The organism is Lichenihabitans sp. Uapishka_5 (assembly GCF_033947565.1).
In the GTDB taxonomy this organism is placed as follows: Bacteria; Pseudomonadota; Alphaproteobacteria; order Rhizobiales; family Beijerinckiaceae; genus Lichenihabitans.
The window spans coordinates 20,462-37,119 of record NZ_JARPVX010000005.1 but is presented as its reverse complement, the minus strand read 5'-3'; the positions used below and the strand labels follow the sequence as shown (position 1 = coordinate 37,119).

The window sequence follows — 16,658 nt, the reverse complement described above, 5'->3', positions numbered from 1 at the left end:
AAACAGTTTTAGTCGAGGCAATGCCCGCCGCGCCGGCCGTCACACCGCAGCGTGCCACACTTCGCCGAACATCTTGGCGCGCCGTGGCGGCCTCGCATAAGGAATCTCGAAGTCTCGATAAGGGATGCGCCATCGCCCGCGAAGCGTGTAGCCGAGCCGCGACATGGCCGCGTCGTGCTCGTTCCGATCGAAGATCCGGTAGGCGACCTTGACGCGATCGAAGTTTTCCAAGGTGACGAAGGCACCGTCGCGGCTGAACGGCACCTTGTTGAGGATGATCCGCGACGGTCGGCCGGCACAGCGAGCGATGATGTCGGCGAGCGGAAACGGACAAAACTGCAGGACACCCGAACACAGGAGCAGGTCTGCTTCTGCGACCTGCGCCACGTCATCGAAGAAGGACAAGTGGGGGAGATCCTCCGCGGCGGCGCGCCGCCGCCCTTCCCGGATCATCGGCGGCAGGTCGACCACGCACCAGCGGAACCCGTCGGGCAAATCGAGCAAGGGCCGGTAGGCACGGTATTTGACCCCGATGTGGCCGCCGAAATCGATAACGGAGCGCACAGACCCATCCGCGATGCCGCGCGACAGGTAGTAGAGCACCGGCCAATCGAAGGGCAGCACCTGCATGAACTGGTCCGCGTGGAAATCCAAGAGGGTCTCGTCTTCATAGGACGAAGCCCGTCCCGCCGGAACGCTGGCCAGGGCCTCCTCGAACGAGCCGAACTGGCCCCAGAAGGTGCCGAACTGCCCGTGTAGGAACCGGTTGCGGTAGCGCCGCCGGCGCAGGTGGAACACCCCCGGCAGGCTTCTGACACCATCGAGCGACATCATGCGCCTTTATAGGCTGCCGCCGCCCAAAGCCGCCGTAACCTTATGGCGGTTGCCCTCTCCCTTCGAGCGAGCCGCCTCGCCTTAAGGACCATGAGCCTTCCGCGCCGCTTCGCCCCACCCTAGGCCGAAAGCGGTCGTGAACCGCAGGGCGGGGGCGGCCAAGCTCCCCCGTTCGAGAGATCCGGAGGATTAGCCATGAACGCTCCCCTTTCGAGCCCAACGGCGGGCTCGAGCCTTTTCGATGCGGCCGATCGCGAGACCTTTGCGGCCTGCTTCAACAAGACCTCGTTCCTGCTCAAGCATTCGCTTCCCGACACGGGGCTGTTCACGCTTCCGCGTATCGCCGAACTCGCAAATGCCATGCTGGCGAGCGGGCGCAAGGACACCGTCTCCGCCCTGCATTTCAAGGATGCGCGCCTCGACTCGAAGTTCACGTCCCTGGCGGAAGAGCGTCAGCTGACCGACATCGTCGAACGTCTGTCGAACAGCGGCTCATGGATCAAGCTGACGCGCGTGCAGGATTTCGACACGTCCTGCGCTGCCGTTCTGAACGCGATGATCGATGACATCGAATCCCTGTCCGGGGTGCGGATCAGGCAGGACCTGACCTGGGCCACGATGACGCTGTTCCTCGCCTCGCCGGGCATCTCCACGCCCTATCACATCGACCACGAGTCGAACTTCCTGTTCCAGGTCCAAGGAAGCAAGGAGGTCTGCCTTTTCAGCCAGGACGACCGCGAGCTCCTGCCCGACCGGGAAATCGAACGGTTCTACAACGGCAATGCGGAAGCTGCCCGCTACCGGAGCGAGCTTCAGCATCGGGGAACGGTGTTCCACCTCGGGCCGGGGCTCGCGGTGCATCACCCTCCCCTCGCGCCGCATTGGGTAAAAAACGGTCAGGACATCTCGGTCAGCGTGAGCGTCGGCTTCTGCTTGAAGCCGCTCGAACGGCGGGCGCGGGTCTACCAAGCCAATTTCGTTTTACGCCAGCTGGGCCTGCGGCCCCGCGGCCCTGGCCTTTCCCGAACCGGGGATCGGGTGAAGACGGGCGTGATGTCGATACTCGAGAAGCGACGACCGGAAACCTATCAGGACGTAGTGTTCGCGCCGATGAGCCGCCTCAAGGCGCCGTTCCGACTTGTGCGGGGTTAGACCGACGCGACGGGTAACGCCCGCGCGGGCGGCTGTTCTCCTTGGCTGCTGCGCCGCCCTCATGCTGGCCGGGGGAACCGGGGCGACGAATGTCTGCGGGCGGGCCTGGGCCGCCACCCAGCGTTACCTCGGCAGCGCCTCGCTGGCGGGACCCACGGGCCCGAGCGCGATCGGCGTCCACAGCGCCGTTCTCGCGCTGTCTCGCGGTTCTCGCTATCCCGTGCCGATCGCCGTCAGCCTCTACCTTCCCCTGCAAGACCCGCCGCGCTCCGGGGCATCGTCGGATTGCGTCGCATGGCTGGCCCGCAACCCGCCCCCGCACCGCTGGGCCAAGCTGCCGGTCATCTTGTTCGCGCCCGGCAACGGCGGCGGTCGCGACGATGCGGCAAGCAGCCTCGCCAATCTGGCGAGCCACGGTTTTCTAGTGATCGCGATCGACGACGTGTCGCGAGACAAGGGACTGTTCGCGCGCTTCGGCGCCACGATCCCGGCCCTCGGCCTTGGCCTGTCGACCGCCGAGGACTACGCGGCCACGCTACGCGAGGGGGCCGCCAAGGTCCGCCAGCAGGCCGATAAGGCGCTCGCAGCCCTTGACCGCGTCATGGCCTGCGCGGCCCAGGTGCCGGCCTGGGCCGAACGGGTGGATGATCGCAGAAGCGGGTTCCTGGGTTTCTCGCTCGGCGGCGCCACCGCGGCAGAAGCGGGAATCATGGACGGACGCATTCAGGCGGTGCTCAACCTCGATGGATGGATCTTCGGCCAGGCGCTGAGCGGCGGGCTCGACAAGCCCTACGCGCTTGTTCTGAGCGACGATGCCGCGCCCAGCGACGACCAACGCCGTTCGACTGCGGTCGCGGATCGCAACTACGTGGAGCTGACCGATCGGCTGATCCGCGATGCCTTTCGGCTGTCCGGCCGATACGGCGGATGCGTGACGAGGATCGTCAAGGCCAAACACGAAGGCTTCACGGATGAGATCTTCGAGCGGCGCTTCGCCCGGTCGTGGCTGTCGCTCGATCCCGACCGGATGAAAGCCATCCACGACGACATGGAGGTGGCGTTCTTCGAGCGCCTCCGGGCGGCAGCCGACCCGTTCTGGTGCAAAGCGCTGCTGGCGCGTTGGCCGGAGTTGCAGGCCATCGACCCTGTCGCGCTACGCTGAGGCTCCATGCCGGTCCGGGTATGGATTCGGCATGAAAGCATCCCGAGCTGCGGCACTCTCGGTCAGGGGACTTCACCGCCTGTCCAAGACCTTCGCGCAGCCTACGCCCTTCGATGGCACCGGCTCCCCCATAAGGCGGTTTAGCTCGACCAATGCGTACCGCGATGACGAATCGGTCGTGGAGGTCCCAGGCGCACTCTCGTGCTTCAACCTTGATGGGCTCGATCCGTTCACGCTGACGACTTTCGGCCGATGTTCGAGCGCTTGGGACCGACGATACGCAGGCATCGGTCCAGCAACCGTGAGGTGGACATCAAGTCATGCGCATCGTTCTCCTTGCAGCGGCCTTGTGCGCAGCCTGGTTTTATTTTCTCGATACCAGCAGCCGCTTCGGCGCACGCTTGGCCGGCACGGTCGAGACTACCGCATCCGATCTTTGGAACGCGCTGCCACGGCCAGGTAAGCAAACCGAGTTGGCGCTGCAGAATGAGCGTCGGCGTGCCGCTAACCTGGAGGCCGAACTGCTGCAGCTTCGCGAGACGCTTTCGCGCGCCGAAGCGGACGCGACCAGCCGCGAGAAGGCGTCGCAAGTCGCGCAAGCGGCCTTGGAGCGCCACGAGGAAGGAGAGGTGGCCGCGACCGCGCGTGCTGAGGCGCTCGGCAAAGACCTGTTCGCCGCGCAGCAGGAGGCGACGGACCGATCGGAGACAGCGCGTAGACAGATCGGCGAGCTCGACGTTCGGATCGCTGCGTTGAGCCGCGACAACGCCCTGCTGCACGAAGACCTCGAGGGTGCCGCGGCCCGGAGTGCGGTCGACGACAAGGCACGAGCGTCGCTCGAGGGCGAGCTTCAAGCCGCGATCCGCGGGTCGCGCCAGCATGAGGCACAGGCCCGGGGTCTCGCATCGGATCTGAGCCACCTGCGCGACGCGTCCGCCGCCGAGATCGCCGATCTTCGTGGACGGCTGGACGATGGGCAGGTGAAGACAGCTGCGGCCTCCACCCCGGCCGGTTCGCCTCTGGACATGCCGGTGCCGGACGCAGGCCGACAGGACGGCGCGGCCGACCTCGCGAGCCGCGGCGCCGCGCCAATCGTCCCCGACCCCATTCCGGAGATGGCCCGCGAGACGCTGGTCGAGGGGCTCCGAACACGGGTGATCGTGCGGTTTTCGGCCGACAAGCCATCGGCCAAGGCGCGCGCCGTCAAGCTTTGCTCGGTGCTTCAGGCGCAAGGCATGCTGATCGAGCAACTGATCGGCGCGCCCTCGGCGCTGCCGGCCGACGGTCTTGCGTATTTCTACACAAACGATGAGAGCCGCGCCGCCACCATCGCGACGCTGTTCCCCGAGTTCCGGTCCACCATGCGACACCGATCGCTGGAGGACAGGATCCCGCGTCCCGGCCTGATCGAGATCGAGGTCGCGACCTGAGGTGTTCCGCAAAGGGAGGATGAACTATGTTGAAGCAAAGCTTAGCGCCCCTCGTCATCGCCGGTTGTCTCGTATCGCCGGCCCATGCCCAGGATGCTCCCTCACCGGCCCCGACCGCGGCCTCGTCTGCGGCGCCAGCCCCCCTGGTGATCCTGTTCGATACGGCCAGCAACAAGGTCCAGGCCAACAGCCTTGCGGTACTCGACAAGGCGTCGCGTGCCTATAGCGAGGGAAAGCCCATCGTGATGATCATCACGGCGTCGTCCGATCGCGTGGGCAACGCGGCGCTCAACCTGCGCCTGTCCCAGCAGCGCGCCACCGCGGTCCTCAACGGCCTCCTCGAGCGCGGCATCCCGGCGGATCGGTTCCAGCTCCTGGCAAAGGGTCAAACGGAACTGCCCATCCCCACCCAGCCAGGGGTATCCGAGGCGCGAAACAGGGCCGTTGAGATCACCTGGCGGTAAAGCGCACCCATGAGAACCGGCGCCGTGCTCATGGCCCTCCTGGGCTCGCTCGTCTCCACGGGGGATGGGCGAGCCGAGGATGCGCAACAATCCTTCGACACCGCCGTCAAGACCGAGCTCTACGGCGGCAGGGCGGCCTCGATGGCGGCCTTCGCGCTCTACCTGCGCGCCGCGCGGGGCGGCCTGCCCGAGGCCCAATTCAACGCCGGCATCTTCCTGGACAGCGGGCGCGGCGGCATTCACGACCTGTCGCTCGCCGCATCCTGGTATGCGCGCGCGGCGGCTCACGGCCACAGCCGCGCGGCCTTCAACTTGGGGCAGCTCTACGAGGCCGGCGACGGTGTGCCCCGCAACGCCGACCTCGCGCGATCCTGGTTCACGGCATCCGCGCTTCCCGCGGCCCTCGCTCGGGCCAAGCGGATGACCTTTGTGCGCTCTCCCCCGTCGTTGACGTCGGCAGAGCTCGTGGCGCCGAAGGCAGGTGAGGCGGTGGTCAGCGATACCGGTTTCACGGAATTCGTCTGGGTATCCGAGCAGCAGCCCGGGCCGGCTCAGTTCCTCCTCGAGGTCTGCGCGATCCGAGACGGCAAGGCGAAGCAGATTTTTTCCGGAACAACAAATGTGTCCAGCCTCGCTGTGTTGCTGCCCAGGGGCGAGCCGCGGCTTGCGTGGCGCATCATCTCGATCGTTCCCGCCTCCGGGAGCTACGCTGTCGCCAAGTGGATATACTTCAGCAGCGGCGACCAGCCGTCCCTGGCGCTGCAAGGATCCGCCGCCGAGCCTTCAGGGCTGAGCACGCGATGAGTGTAATCCAGGCCATCGTGGCGGCCGGCCCCAGCCGGTTCCCGCCCGACCCTGGTGCGTGAATCAATGTACCTGAGCAGGACCGGAGGCCGAGGCCGTCCCGAGGCGGCGAACATCGGCCTCGACCATCATGGTGCAGAGCGCCTCGAGCCTGGTTTCGGCGCGCCAGCCCAATCGATCCTGGGCTTTGGTGCTGTCGCCCACGAGAAGGTCGACCTCGGCGGGCCGATAGAATTGCGGATCGATCTCGATCACCGGTGACGCGCGGCCCGCCACATAGGCCCGTTCGTCTTCGCCCTGGCCCTCCCAGTGGAGTTGCAGATTCACCGCCGCAAAGGCCATCGTGGCGAAGTCGCGCACGGTTTCGGTCCGGTTGGTCGCCAGCACATAGGTGTCCGGATTGTCCGCTTGCAGCATGCGCCACATGCCCTCGACGTAGTCGCCTGCGAAACCCCAGTCCCGCCGCGCATTCACGTTGCCGAGCCGGCACGGCCTTGGATCGCCCGAGCCGATCCGCGCGGCGGCCTCGCTGATCTTGCGCGTTACGAATTCCCGCCCGCGGAGCGGCGACTCGTGATTGAACAGGATGCCGCTGCAGGCGAAGATCCCGTAGGACTCGCGGTAGTTCACGGCCAACCAATGACTGCACAGCTTCGAGATACCGTAGGGGCTTCGCGGGTAGAACGGCGTCGTCTCGTCCTGAGGAACAGCCTGCACCTTGCCGAACATCTCGGCCGATGACGCTTGATACAGGCGGATCCGGCGATCGATCGTCCGGATGGCTTCCAGAAGATGCAGGCTGCCGAAGGTGTTGGTTCTCGTTGTTGAAACCGGCTGGTCGAACGAGCTGGCCACGAACGTCTGCGCCGCGAGATTGTAAACTTCGTCGGGCTGGGCCCGCTCGATCAATCGCGTCGCGGAACACACGTCGTCGCTGTTATATTCGACGACGTGCAGGCGCTCCCCTTCGACCAAGCCAAGCTCGCGCCAGCGCCAAAGGTCGGCAGAACTGGAACGCCGATAGGTGGCATAGACCTGATAGCCCTTGTCGAGGAGAAGCCGGCAAAGGTAGGACCCGTCCTGGCCGGTCGCCCCGGTGATGATGGCCGTCTTCATGGCACTCCTTTCAACAGCAAATGCGGCGTCGTCGAGCGGTCGCGATCAGAAGGCTTGGGCGAGGGCTCCCTTCGCCCGTCCGATGGCCCGGCCTTCTTCGGCCGCCCGATGCTCGGCCCAGGCGTCCTGCACGTAGTCGCGGAACTCGCGGCGGAAGCGCTGCGTCGAGAACTGTTGTGCATGACACCGGATCGCATGAGGATCGAACGGCTCCTCACGCGCTTCGAACCGCTCGACCGCGTCGCAGATCGCCGCACTGTCCTGCGTGTGAAAATGCAGCCCGGTGATCCCGTCCACGACCGTTTCGCTCGCGCCGCCCCGGCTGAACGCCAGCACCGGGGTGCCGCAGGCTTGCGCTTCGAGCGGGGCGATGCCGAAATCCTCCTCGGCCGCGAAGACGAAAGCTTTCGCGGCTTGCATATGGGCCAGCAGGACCGGGAATTCCTGATAGCCAAGCACCGTGACGTTTGGCGTCGCAGCCTTCTTGATTCGATCGTATTGTGGGCCTGCGCCGATCACCACGAGCTTACGGCCGGGCATGAGCGCGAAGGCTTCAACGATCAGGAGTACGCGCTTGTAGGGCGTCAACCGCGAGGATGCGAGGTAGAAGTCACCGCGCGTCCCGCCTGGCGTGAACTGCTCCACCGCGACGTTGGGGTAGATGACGTCGGCGTCCCGCCGGTAGGCCCGCCTCACGCGTCGGGCGATGTAGGCCGAACAGGCGATGAACCGGTCGACCGATGGCGCCGTCCGGACATCCCACAAGCGGACATAATGGAGAACCATCCTCGACAGCAGGGAGCGGATGCCCGCATTCATCCCCGATTCGAGCAGGTACTGGTTCTGCAGGTCCCAAGCATAGCGCATGGGGGAGTAACAATAGCAGATATGCAGTTGATCGGGGCCGACGATGACCCCTTTCGCGACCGCATGCGAATTCGACACGACGACATCATAACCCGATAAATCGTGTTGCTCGACCGCGAAGGGCATCAGCGCGAGAAAGAAGGGATAGAACTTCCGCACCATCGGCAGCTTCTGAAGAAACGTCGTCTTGGGATACCTGTTGTTCAGTTTGGCCCGGTCTTCAGGGGTGAGGAAATCGATTAGGCAGAAGAGATCGGCGTCCGGGAACTCGTCCAACATCGCCTCGAGTACCTTTTCGGAGCCGGCATAGGTCGTGAGCCACTCGTGGACGATGGCGATCTTCGGACCCGAGCGAATTCTCGGGATCGTGCCGCTCATGCCCTTCGCCAGGGCTGTTTCGCTGACCAGCGTGGGTCGTGCCTTGTCGATCATGGCGTCCTTGCCCCATTGCCACCAAGGCACCGACCATGGACGACGTCCCGAGTGCCGCGAGCCCCTCCGAAGGTCTTCGATCGCTACACCTTTGGGGCAGACCGCTACCCGCGCCTGATCGTGTTCGCCAGGGTCTGCAGGATTGTTCAACTCGCAAACGCCACCAGGGCAGAGTGCGGCAGACCTGCTCGACGCTGCCACGCCCGAGGGGGGATCGCCAGCCCGGGCGGGCGTTCCCGCAGCCAAGCTCATCGGCGCGATCTACGCCCTTTGTACGATCCAGCTTACCTCGGCGATCGGCGGGAGACGACTAAAAGCTACAAAGGCGTAATGGTTAAGGTTTGGTTTACGTACAAAGCTTCGGGCGGAAAACCGGAACGCCCGAACGCGGACCGGGATCGTGCCGTCACCATGACGCCGAAGGCTTCGCGTCGCACGCGGCACGGCGGCGTCAAGCATTGTTCGAGGTTGATCCCATGGCATCCGAAGTCGTCAATGCACCCGGCCTGACGCTGAACCGGAACGCCCTGGCGCAAACCACCATGCGGCGGATAACGCGGCGTCACCGCGCGTTCGGCAAGCGGGCCATCGACATCTTGGTCGCCCTGACGGCCATTCTTCTGCTCAGCCCCCTGCTTGTCTGCATCGCTTTGATGATCAGGAAAGGCGGCACTGCGGCGATCTATTCCCATCGGAGGGTGGGTCGTCGTGGACAGCCGTTCCCCTGCTACAAATTTCAATCGATGGTCGCGAACGCCGATGTGATTCTTTCGGAGCATCTCGCCGCCAACCCGGCGGCCGCCGAGGAATGGCGGCTCAAGCGGAAACTGAAGGTCGATCCGCGCGTCACGCGGTTCGGACGCGTGCTGCGCGAAAGCAGCGTCGATGAACTGCCCCAATTGTTCAACATTCTCAGGGGCGACATGAGTTTCGTGGGCCCCCGCCCCATTATGTTCGAGGAACTCGCGCAATACGGTCATTCGGTGCGGGATTATTTCGCGGTCAGGCCCGGCTTGACCGGCTTGTGGCAGGTCAGCGGCCGCAACACCCTGGATTTTTCCGAGCGGGTCGAATTCGACCAACATTATGTGCGCAATCAAACGCTCTTCTACGACCTGACGATCATCTTGCGGACTGTGCCCGAAGTCATGTGGCGCCGCAGAACATCTTAAGGTCGATCGATGGAGATCTCCGGCGTCGGGTTGCTGGTCTGCGCCGGGGTCTGGGTCTTAGGCTGGTGCCTGGGCTCTCCGATGATCATCGGCACGATCGCTGCAGTCGCGTTCGGCACCACCTCCGCCATGACCTTGAGTGCGATGGGCGGGTCCTCGCCCCTGATCTCGTCGGTGTTTGTGGCCGGCCTTCTGCTCACGGTCGCGACCAGCAAACACCTGGTTCGCGGCCTCATCCTGGCCTTCACCTGCGATTGGATCGCCTGGGCGATCTGCGCCTTTGTCATCTACGCCGCGGTGGGTGCCATCGTGCTGCCGCGCTTATTCGCGGGCGTCACGAGCGCGTTCGTCACGGCTCGCGACAGCGGCGTGGCGGAGGTCGCGCTCGCGCCCAACTCCGGCAATGTGACCCAGACAGGCTATTTCACACTCGGGGCGCTGGCCTGCATCGCGCTCCTGTCCGTGCTGCTCGACCGCGTTCCGTTGCGCGTCGTTTCGCGCGGCGTCCTGGTTTGGGCGAGCATCAACGCTTTCGGCGGCGTGATCGATCTCATCGCCAAGACGGCTGGAGCCGGTGATCTATTCCTGCCGATCAGAACCGCGACCTTTGCGTTCCTGACGGACGTCGAACAGGCCGGATTTGCGCGCATCAACGGCCTGTATTCCGAGGCCTCCGCCTTCGCCCAGGCGTCGATGGCCTCGCTCGCCTTCGCGTTCATGGCATGGAAGCACGGCGGCTCGCGCTATGCGCTGTTTCTCGCGGTTGTTCTGCTCGTGCTCCTCGTCCTGTCCACGTCCAGCACCGCCTATGCGGGGCTCACGCTCTTGACTGTGCCGCTCTGCGCCTCCATGGCATGGTCGTTCGTGCGGGGCCGATTGGGGATGGACGGACTGGCCGTGATCCTCTGCATCGCCGCCGTTTCGGCAGCCGTGCTGTTCATCTTCCTTTACGATGCCTCCATCCTCGAACCGTTCCAGCACCTGTTCCAGACGACCGTGCTCGACAAGTCCCAGTCGGAATCCGGACGGGAGCGGAGCCACTGGAACGAAAGGAGCCTCCTATCGGTCGCAGACACTTGGGGGCTCGGCATCGGGTTCGGCAGCTCCCGCGCCTCGAACTGGGCCGTCGCCGTCGTGTCGCAACTGGGGTTCGTCGGCACGGCGCTGCAGCTCTGCCTGATGGTTCCGTTCTTCCGGATCGTGCGGAAACCTGAACCCGGGACAGCCGCCTTCGAGGCTTTCGTCTTACACGAGGGCCTGCGTGCCTGCGCCCTGACCTGGCTTCTCGGCTGCATCATCGCGGGCGGCGGCGCCGATCCGGGCATCCTGTTCTTCATCGCGCTCGCGGGCGTCGTGGCCTGCCAACACACCATCAGGCAGGCCGAAGCTCGACCCAGGTTCGAACGCCGCCAGAAGCCCTACAGCATCGCCGCTGCGGCGCAGGCAGGAGGCTAGCTGCAATGGCCGCCCTGTTCCGGGATGCAGGCCACGTCACGCATGGGCCTTGTTCAACACGAACCCAAGCGTCCGGGCCTGAACGCGATTGAGGCACTCCGCCATCGCGGTCAGGGCTTCGGTCTGGGTTCTCCCCCACTCGGCCACCAGGATGACGCCGTCGAGGGCCGCGCAGAATTCGAGCGCCTCGCCGATCGGCCACAAGGGCGCAAGGTCGAAGATCACGAGGTCGTAGCGTGTCGAGAGATGCTCCATCAGGGCATCGACCGGCTTCGTGACGCCGGTCGCAAACGAGCCTGCCCCAGGTGAAGACGCCGGCAGGATGTCGGGCCGCCCCGGGGAAGATCGGACGATCGCCTCGTCGAGGAGGCCGACGTCGTCGAGCGCCTCCCGCAATCCGAGATGATCGTGAAGCCTCATATGGCGGCTCAGCGTGCGGCGGGACTCGTCGGCATCGATCAGCAAGGTCCGGGTACCGCCCGCCGCGGCGAGGCTGGCCAGGTTGCTCGCGACGGTCGAAACGCCTGCGCCGCGATGGGCCGCCGTTACGCCCAGGCAGCGGCACGTCATGTGTCGCTGGTGCAAGGCCATCAGGGTCTTGATGCTCAGGACCGCGTCGCTGAAATGCGAGCGCGGTCGAACCGGGGTGGCCAGAAAGTAGAGGCCGCGTGGCCGGACCAGCCAGCGCCAGTCGGCACGACGGCGGCTCTGGATCGCGCCCGACAAAACCCACGGCGACGTGGACTTTCGAGCAACCACCATCCGCAGGCGCGCCAAGGCGGATCTGAGGCTGCGGCGGCGAACGAGCGGCAGGAGGCCGAGTTCATCGATCGCGCAAAAATCGGCGACCTGCCATGGCGCGCGAATGGCGCGATCGAGGTTGTGGCGCAAGATTGCGCATCCCAGGCCCGTCAACACTCCGAGGAGAGCCGCAAGGGCGAAGACCAGTCTGCCCCGCGGCGCGCTTTTGGAAGTCGGCTGGCTGGCCGGGTTGAGGATTCGTGCGTCCGACACCGGGAACGACTGCCGCTGGACCGACTCGGTATAGCTCTGCAGGAAGCTTTCATAGATCTTACGATAGGTGGATGCGGCAGCGTCGAGTTCGTCGAGCGACGCTTCCTCGGGCCGGTCTCCGGCAGCGGGCTGGCCCTGGCCGCTCCCGGCCTCGGGTGCCGGACCCGGCCGGGTGATCGAATAATTATGGCTTGCGCGAAACACCTGGACGGCCTTCGAGGCGGCGTTCATCTGCGATCGGAGCAGCACCATCCGGCCCTGCAGCCATTCCCCGCCGAGGCGCGCGGCCTGCGACCGGTTGTCGAGCTGGTCGGCGATATAGGCTTCGGCGATCGCGTTCGCGATCTCGCTCGTCCGAAATGCCTCCGGGTGGGAGAAGGTGATGTCGATGGCGTAGGACAAGCCCGTCCGCCGCACGTTGAGGCCTTCGTGGATCACCCCTAGCGCCTCGCGGTACCGGTCGGACCTTTCGCCTTCCGCGGACGTCGGCTTCAGGCCGACGAGCAGCCGAAGACGGTTGATCATCGACAAGGGCGCATGGAAGTCTTTGTCCCGTTCGAGCCCGAGCTTGGTGATCACCTCGCCGGCGATGCGCTCCGATGACAGCACCGCGATCTCGCTCTCGACCTGGGCGCTGTCCCACGCCATGACGGTTTCTTCGTTTCGCCCGGGAATGAACTGCGGGATCCGCGGATCGATAATGATCTGTGCCCGGGCGCTATAGGTCGGCAGGGCGATCAGCGTGTAGCCGTAGGCGAGCCCGAGGAAACCGCAGATCGGCACGAGGATCGTCACGCGGCGCAGCTTCACGAACCGGTACAGGTCCACGAAGGCGAAGCTCCGGCCGCCCCGCGGGGCTGGACGGAGGTCCAGGAGGGTTGAGGCGGCCTTCTGATCAAGCATCGGCCGCAGGCTCGTGCAAGCGTCGGCTCCGTCGCCCGGCATCTCCGGCGACCCACGACGGCGTCGGAATCCATCGGCGCGTCGGCGCGCTGCTTCGGGTGACCCCGAGCGCGTCTATGGTGCTCATGGCCTCGAGGTAACGTTCGGCCGAAGCGCCCCACGAGAACCGCATGGCCTGCGCCCGGCCCCGCGCGATCATCAGCCGCCTGAGGTCTTCGTCATGCCGCAGGCGGGCGAAGCAGTTCAACCAGGCTTCGGGATCGGTCGGCGACGCGTAAAGCGCGGCATCGCCACAGATCTCCGGCATGCTGGCACGGTCTGAGGACACCACGGGGCATCCGAGCGCCATTGCCTCGAGCGGCGGCAGGCCGAACCCTTCGACAAAGGAGGGAAAGGCCAAGCAAAGGCTCGAACGAAGCAGGGCTGCAAGCTCGGCATCGGAAATCTTCCCAAGCCATGTCACGTGATCGCGGCCCGTGCCGGACCTGCCGGCTTGATAAAGCCGCGCTTCCGCCATCCCGACGACGGCGACCTGCAGGCCGAGAACAGCGAGCCGCTCCGCCAAGCCGAGGATCAGATCCATGTTCTTGTGGGGCGCCGGCGTTCCGACCATCACGATCGTATCGGGACCGGCCACCCGGCGGGTGGTTTCCGAATGCCGGGGCGTCCATTGCGCCACATGGTCATGACCGTTGGGCATCACGGCGATCTGCGCGGCCGCACAGATCCCATGGCGGGCGATCTCGGCGGCCGAATGCTGGGACACGCTCGTCACCTGGGCGGCGGTCTGCCCGAGCAGGGGCAGCATGACGCGCTGCAAGGCCCGGAACGCGAGCGAATAACTTTGCGGGAACGCCCGTGTATTGACGTCATGGATGCAGACGATTTGGCGCCGAACCGACAGGGGCCCTGAATTGCCAAGGCTGAGAAGCCCGCCCGAAACCTGTGTCGGTAAGACCGCCTGCTCCCACAGATGGCCGCCAACGGTGCCGCATGCGACCGTTCGGATCGCCATCAACGGCAACCTGCGGCGGCATCCGGGCGGCGTGACGAGGTCGATGGAAAGATCGGTCGCGAGCGGGTGTCCCTGCGCCAGGAGGGCGTCGAGGGCTCGCACGATCTCCGCGGCATAGCGTTGGACGCCGGTGGCGGGCTGCGTCAAAAACCGGCCGTTGATGCTCCAGTGCCGCCGCACGCCTTGTCCCCAGCCGACCGCAGGCCCGGCTCACAAAGGGGCATGGGTCTGGCATGGCCGCAATGCATCGAAAGCGGTAGGCGCGCGGGCTGTGCGCACCGCGTCTTCACCGCGCCTCCTCCCTTGGGAGAAGCCTTCCGTCCAGAGGGGAGGAGCGACGCCCGGCCACCCTCCAAAGCCGCCATCGACCCGGCGACCGCAAGCATGGTCGGACAGGCGCACCGTGGACAGTGGAATGCCGCGGGGGTTCAGGAGCCGCCCGTGACAACACCCGTGAGCCCGCCCAACGCCTCCCCGGCCAGCTTCTGCGCAGACATGCGGGATGCGGCGGCGTCCCTCGGCGCCGCGGGCCGGGGCGTCCTACGGGAACGCCACATCGGAGCTGTGCCGGTTCGCCTGTTGCCGCCGCCTCCGGGCTCACAGGATCGTGGCCACGGCCACGAGGCCATCAGACAGTGGACCATCAACGGCGATTTCCTCGGGTTGCGTCCGACCGGGATCGCGCGGTACGGGCGTGAGATGACCCGGGCGCTCGACGTCCTCTTGGCAGAGCGGCACCCCCTGACGCAGGGCCTCGACCTCGGCATCGTGGCCCCGCGTGAGGCCGCTGAACCGCTCGCGCTCCGCCACATTCCCCTGTCGATCGTGTCCGAGTTCCGGCCGCGGCTACCACAGGTCTGGGTCCAATGGCAGCTGCCGCGCCGGGTCCATGGCGGCCTCATCAGCTTCTGCAATCTCGCGCCGGTGATGGCCAGGAAGCACATCGTGTGCATCCATGACCTGCAGACCAGAACCGTGCCCAACAGCTACGGGCTTCTGTTCCGCTTGGCGCATCGGCTGATCCTTCCGCCGCTGGCCAAGCGGGCCGACGTCGTCACCACCGTGTCGGCCTTCTCGAAGTCCACCTTCGTAGACTTCGCGCTGGCGTCGCCCGAGAAGATCGTGGTGGTTCCCAATGGAAGCGACCATGCGCTGCGGTGGGATCCGTGCAAGGCCAAGACCGGCTGGGGCCGCGACCGCCCTTTCGTTCTCTGCATGGGTCGCGGCGAGGCTCACAAGAACATGGCGCTCGTCTGGCGCATCGCTCAGGGCCTGGACGCCCTCGGGATCGATGTGGTGCTGGCGGGCGCCTTCGATGCGCGAAGCCTCGATGCGCAAGCTGGCGAAAGACCAGCCAACATCCGTTGCGTCGGGCGCATCGACGACGACGCGCTGGCCCGCGGCTTCTCCGAAGCCCTCGCGTTTCTTCTGCCCTCGCGGACGGAAGGCTTCGGGCTCCCCGCGATCGAAGCCATGGCCTGCGGCTGCCCGGTGATCGCCTCCCGCACGCCGGGCTTGCTGGAGCTTTGCGGCGACGCGGCGCTCTTCGCCGACCCCGACGACGCGCCAGGGTGGATCGAGGCCATTCAACGCTTGTCGGGAAGGCCGGACCTCGTCGAGGCGCTTCGTCGCGACGGCCACCTTCGGGCCAGCCGCTATGCCTGGCGCGAAGCGGCGCTGAGCTATCTCGGCCTGATGCTGCAGGTGGACCAAGCACATGCGGCGGGAAAGCGCTAAATCCGGCAGGACGGTGAAGCCGTCAAGCTTGCACGAACTCCGAAATGTTTCTGATCAATCCCCGCTCGACGAGGTTGGGCACGGAGAACCGCACCGAGCCGTCATATCTGAACCCGCATTTCGCTTCGCTCAGGCCATCCAGATACATGATGTATTCCGACCCGCGCCGGTAATGTTCGCCGCGCTTGGCTTCCTCGCTCGCCTTGCTTTCGAAATCGTCCAGGAACTTGAAGTGGCACAGAACCACGTTCCAGGGATAGATCTTGCGGCCGGTCGGCCCGTGGGCGTTCCTCAACGACAGTCGCGAGGTCTTGAAGATCGGATATTTCGACAAGCTCGGCATCTGGCGCGGGAACATGCGGACCAGGGGCCTGACGAGGCTCGCTGGCGTGCGATAGATGAGCCTGTCGATCTGACCCTGGACAAGGTAGCTGAGCCAGGTGGAGCGCTGCTGATCCTTGATGGAGGACAGCATGCGGGCGCGAGGGCCGCCGAGGATCTCGATCGACTTCGAGCTTCGTTCCCAGGGTCGCACCGGCCGGCATCGAAAAATGTAGTCCTTGTCGTGGAGGGGCGCCGCGCTGAACAGATCATCGACGTCGCCTGCCGCAGCCGCGGCGCGCCCATCGGGATACATGTCGAGGAGGAACCCGAAGATTGTGTCGTATTCCGAGGACCGAAAGTCGTGCAGGAACTCCATCACGCGGGTGTGGGGCCATCCGTCATAGATCAGCAATTCGTCGGCATCGGCGTTGATCACGATCACACCCGGGCGGATGGTCGCGCTGAAATCCGAAAGCCAGGCGGTACCGTAATTCGAAGCCGCATAGGACGCCCGGGTCTCGACCACGAAGACGCCGGCCTGCGCGAGGATGTCCAGCGTGCCGTCGGTCGAGCCGTTGTCGATGACCACGAACCTCGATGCGCCCATGGCCTGGTAGTGAGTCAGCCATGCACGGACGCGGACCACCTCGTTCCGCATGACCGAGAAGACCACGACAGGCGCATCGCCGAGATAGGCTTCGATCTTCCCACGGACCGTCTCGTCGAAGAGAACCGATGGAGCGGAACACGTCATGGCGGGCACCGAAGGTTGGGGAT

General features: G+C 65.5%; 14 protein-coding genes. 8 read left to right on the top strand and 6 right to left on the bottom strand.

The features are described 5' to 3' along the window. Window positions 1-39: 39 nt before the first annotated feature. Entirely contained in the window at window positions 40-831 is a 792-nt protein-coding gene (locus P7D22_RS03580) for a methyltransferase, TIGR04325 family (protein ID WP_319932842.1), read from the bottom strand. A 198-nt stretch (window positions 832-1,029) separates the two neighbouring features. Between P7D22_RS03580 and P7D22_RS03575 the strand changes: the two genes are divergently transcribed. The 5 genes from P7D22_RS03575 (at window position 1,030) to P7D22_RS03555 (ending at window position 5,846) form a co-directional block, all read left to right on the top strand. Then, a complete protein-coding gene (locus P7D22_RS03575) occupies window positions 1,030-1,986 on the top strand; it encodes a hypothetical protein (RefSeq protein ID WP_319932841.1) in 957 nt (318 codons plus the stop codon). Between the two features lie 61 nt (window positions 1,987-2,047). Beyond that, window positions 2,048-3,148, top strand: coding sequence for a hypothetical protein (locus P7D22_RS03570; protein ID WP_319932840.1), 1,101 nt, complete (start codon window positions 2,048-2,050; stop codon window positions 3,146-3,148). A 320-nt stretch (window positions 3,149-3,468) separates the two neighbouring features. Then, on the top strand, window positions 3,469-4,578 hold the full coding sequence (locus P7D22_RS03565) for a hypothetical protein (RefSeq protein WP_319932839.1): 1,110 nt from the start codon (window positions 3,469-3,471) through the stop codon (window positions 4,576-4,578). A gap of 26 nt (window positions 4,579-4,604) precedes the next feature. Continuing rightward, window positions 4,605-5,042 (top strand): OmpA family protein, encoded by a 438-nt coding sequence (locus tag P7D22_RS03560; RefSeq protein ID WP_319932838.1) that lies wholly within the window; start codon window positions 4,605-4,607, stop codon window positions 5,040-5,042. 30 nt (window positions 5,043-5,072) lie between these two features. Continuing rightward, the gene (locus P7D22_RS03555; protein WP_319932837.1) at window positions 5,073-5,846 is read left to right on the top strand and encodes a tetratricopeptide repeat protein; all 774 of its coding nucleotides are present in this window, start codon (window positions 5,073-5,075) and stop codon (window positions 5,844-5,846) included. A 63-nt stretch (window positions 5,847-5,909) separates the two neighbouring features. On the opposite strand, the gene P7D22_RS03550 is transcribed toward P7D22_RS03555, so the two are convergent. Together P7D22_RS03550 and P7D22_RS03545 are read right to left on the bottom strand one after the other, a co-directional pair. Beyond that, window positions 5,910-6,962 (bottom strand): GDP-mannose 4,6-dehydratase, encoded by a 1,053-nt coding sequence (locus P7D22_RS03550; RefSeq protein WP_319932836.1) that lies wholly within the window; start codon window positions 6,960-6,962, stop codon window positions 5,910-5,912. A gap of 45 nt (window positions 6,963-7,007) precedes the next feature. After that, on the bottom strand, window positions 7,008-8,261 hold the full coding sequence (locus P7D22_RS03545; RefSeq protein WP_319932835.1) for a glycosyltransferase: 1,254 nt from the start codon (window positions 8,259-8,261) through the stop codon (window positions 7,008-7,010). 458 nt (window positions 8,262-8,719) lie between these two features. Between P7D22_RS03545 and P7D22_RS03540 the strand changes: the two genes are divergently transcribed. Next, window positions 8,720-9,433, top strand: a complete 714-nt coding sequence (locus P7D22_RS03540) for a sugar transferase (RefSeq protein ID WP_319932834.1) — start codon at window positions 8,720-8,722, stop codon at window positions 9,431-9,433. A 9-nt stretch (window positions 9,434-9,442) separates the two neighbouring features. Then, a complete protein-coding gene (locus P7D22_RS03535; protein WP_319932833.1) occupies window positions 9,443-10,888 on the top strand; it encodes a hypothetical protein in 1,446 nt (481 codons plus the stop codon). A gap of 36 nt (window positions 10,889-10,924) precedes the next feature. On the opposite strand, the gene P7D22_RS03530 is transcribed toward P7D22_RS03535, so the two are convergent. Both P7D22_RS03530 and P7D22_RS03525 read right to left on the bottom strand, forming a co-directional pair. Next, a complete protein-coding gene (locus P7D22_RS03530; protein ID WP_319932832.1) occupies window positions 10,925-12,805 on the bottom strand; it encodes a GNVR domain-containing protein in 1,881 nt (626 codons plus the stop codon). Further along, the gene (locus tag P7D22_RS03525) at window positions 12,798-14,000 is read right to left on the bottom strand and encodes a glycosyltransferase family 4 protein (protein WP_319932831.1); all 1,203 of its coding nucleotides are present in this window, start codon (window positions 13,998-14,000) and stop codon (window positions 12,798-12,800) included. Before P7D22_RS03525 ends, P7D22_RS03530 begins: the two co-directional genes overlap by 8 nt. A 261-nt stretch (window positions 14,001-14,261) precedes the next feature. Between P7D22_RS03525 and P7D22_RS03520 the strand changes: the two genes are divergently transcribed. Beyond that, complete coding sequence (locus tag P7D22_RS03520) at window positions 14,262-15,557, top strand: glycosyltransferase family 4 protein (RefSeq protein ID WP_319932830.1); 1,296 nt, start codon at window positions 14,262-14,264, stop codon at window positions 15,555-15,557. Between the two features lie 22 nt (window positions 15,558-15,579). On the opposite strand, the gene P7D22_RS03515 is transcribed toward P7D22_RS03520, so the two are convergent. Then, window positions 15,580-16,635: a glycosyltransferase family 2 protein gene (locus P7D22_RS03515; RefSeq protein WP_319932829.1), complete on the bottom strand. Its 1,056-nt coding sequence runs from the start codon at window positions 16,633-16,635 to the stop codon at window positions 15,580-15,582. Window positions 16,636-16,658: the final 23 nt, after the last annotated feature.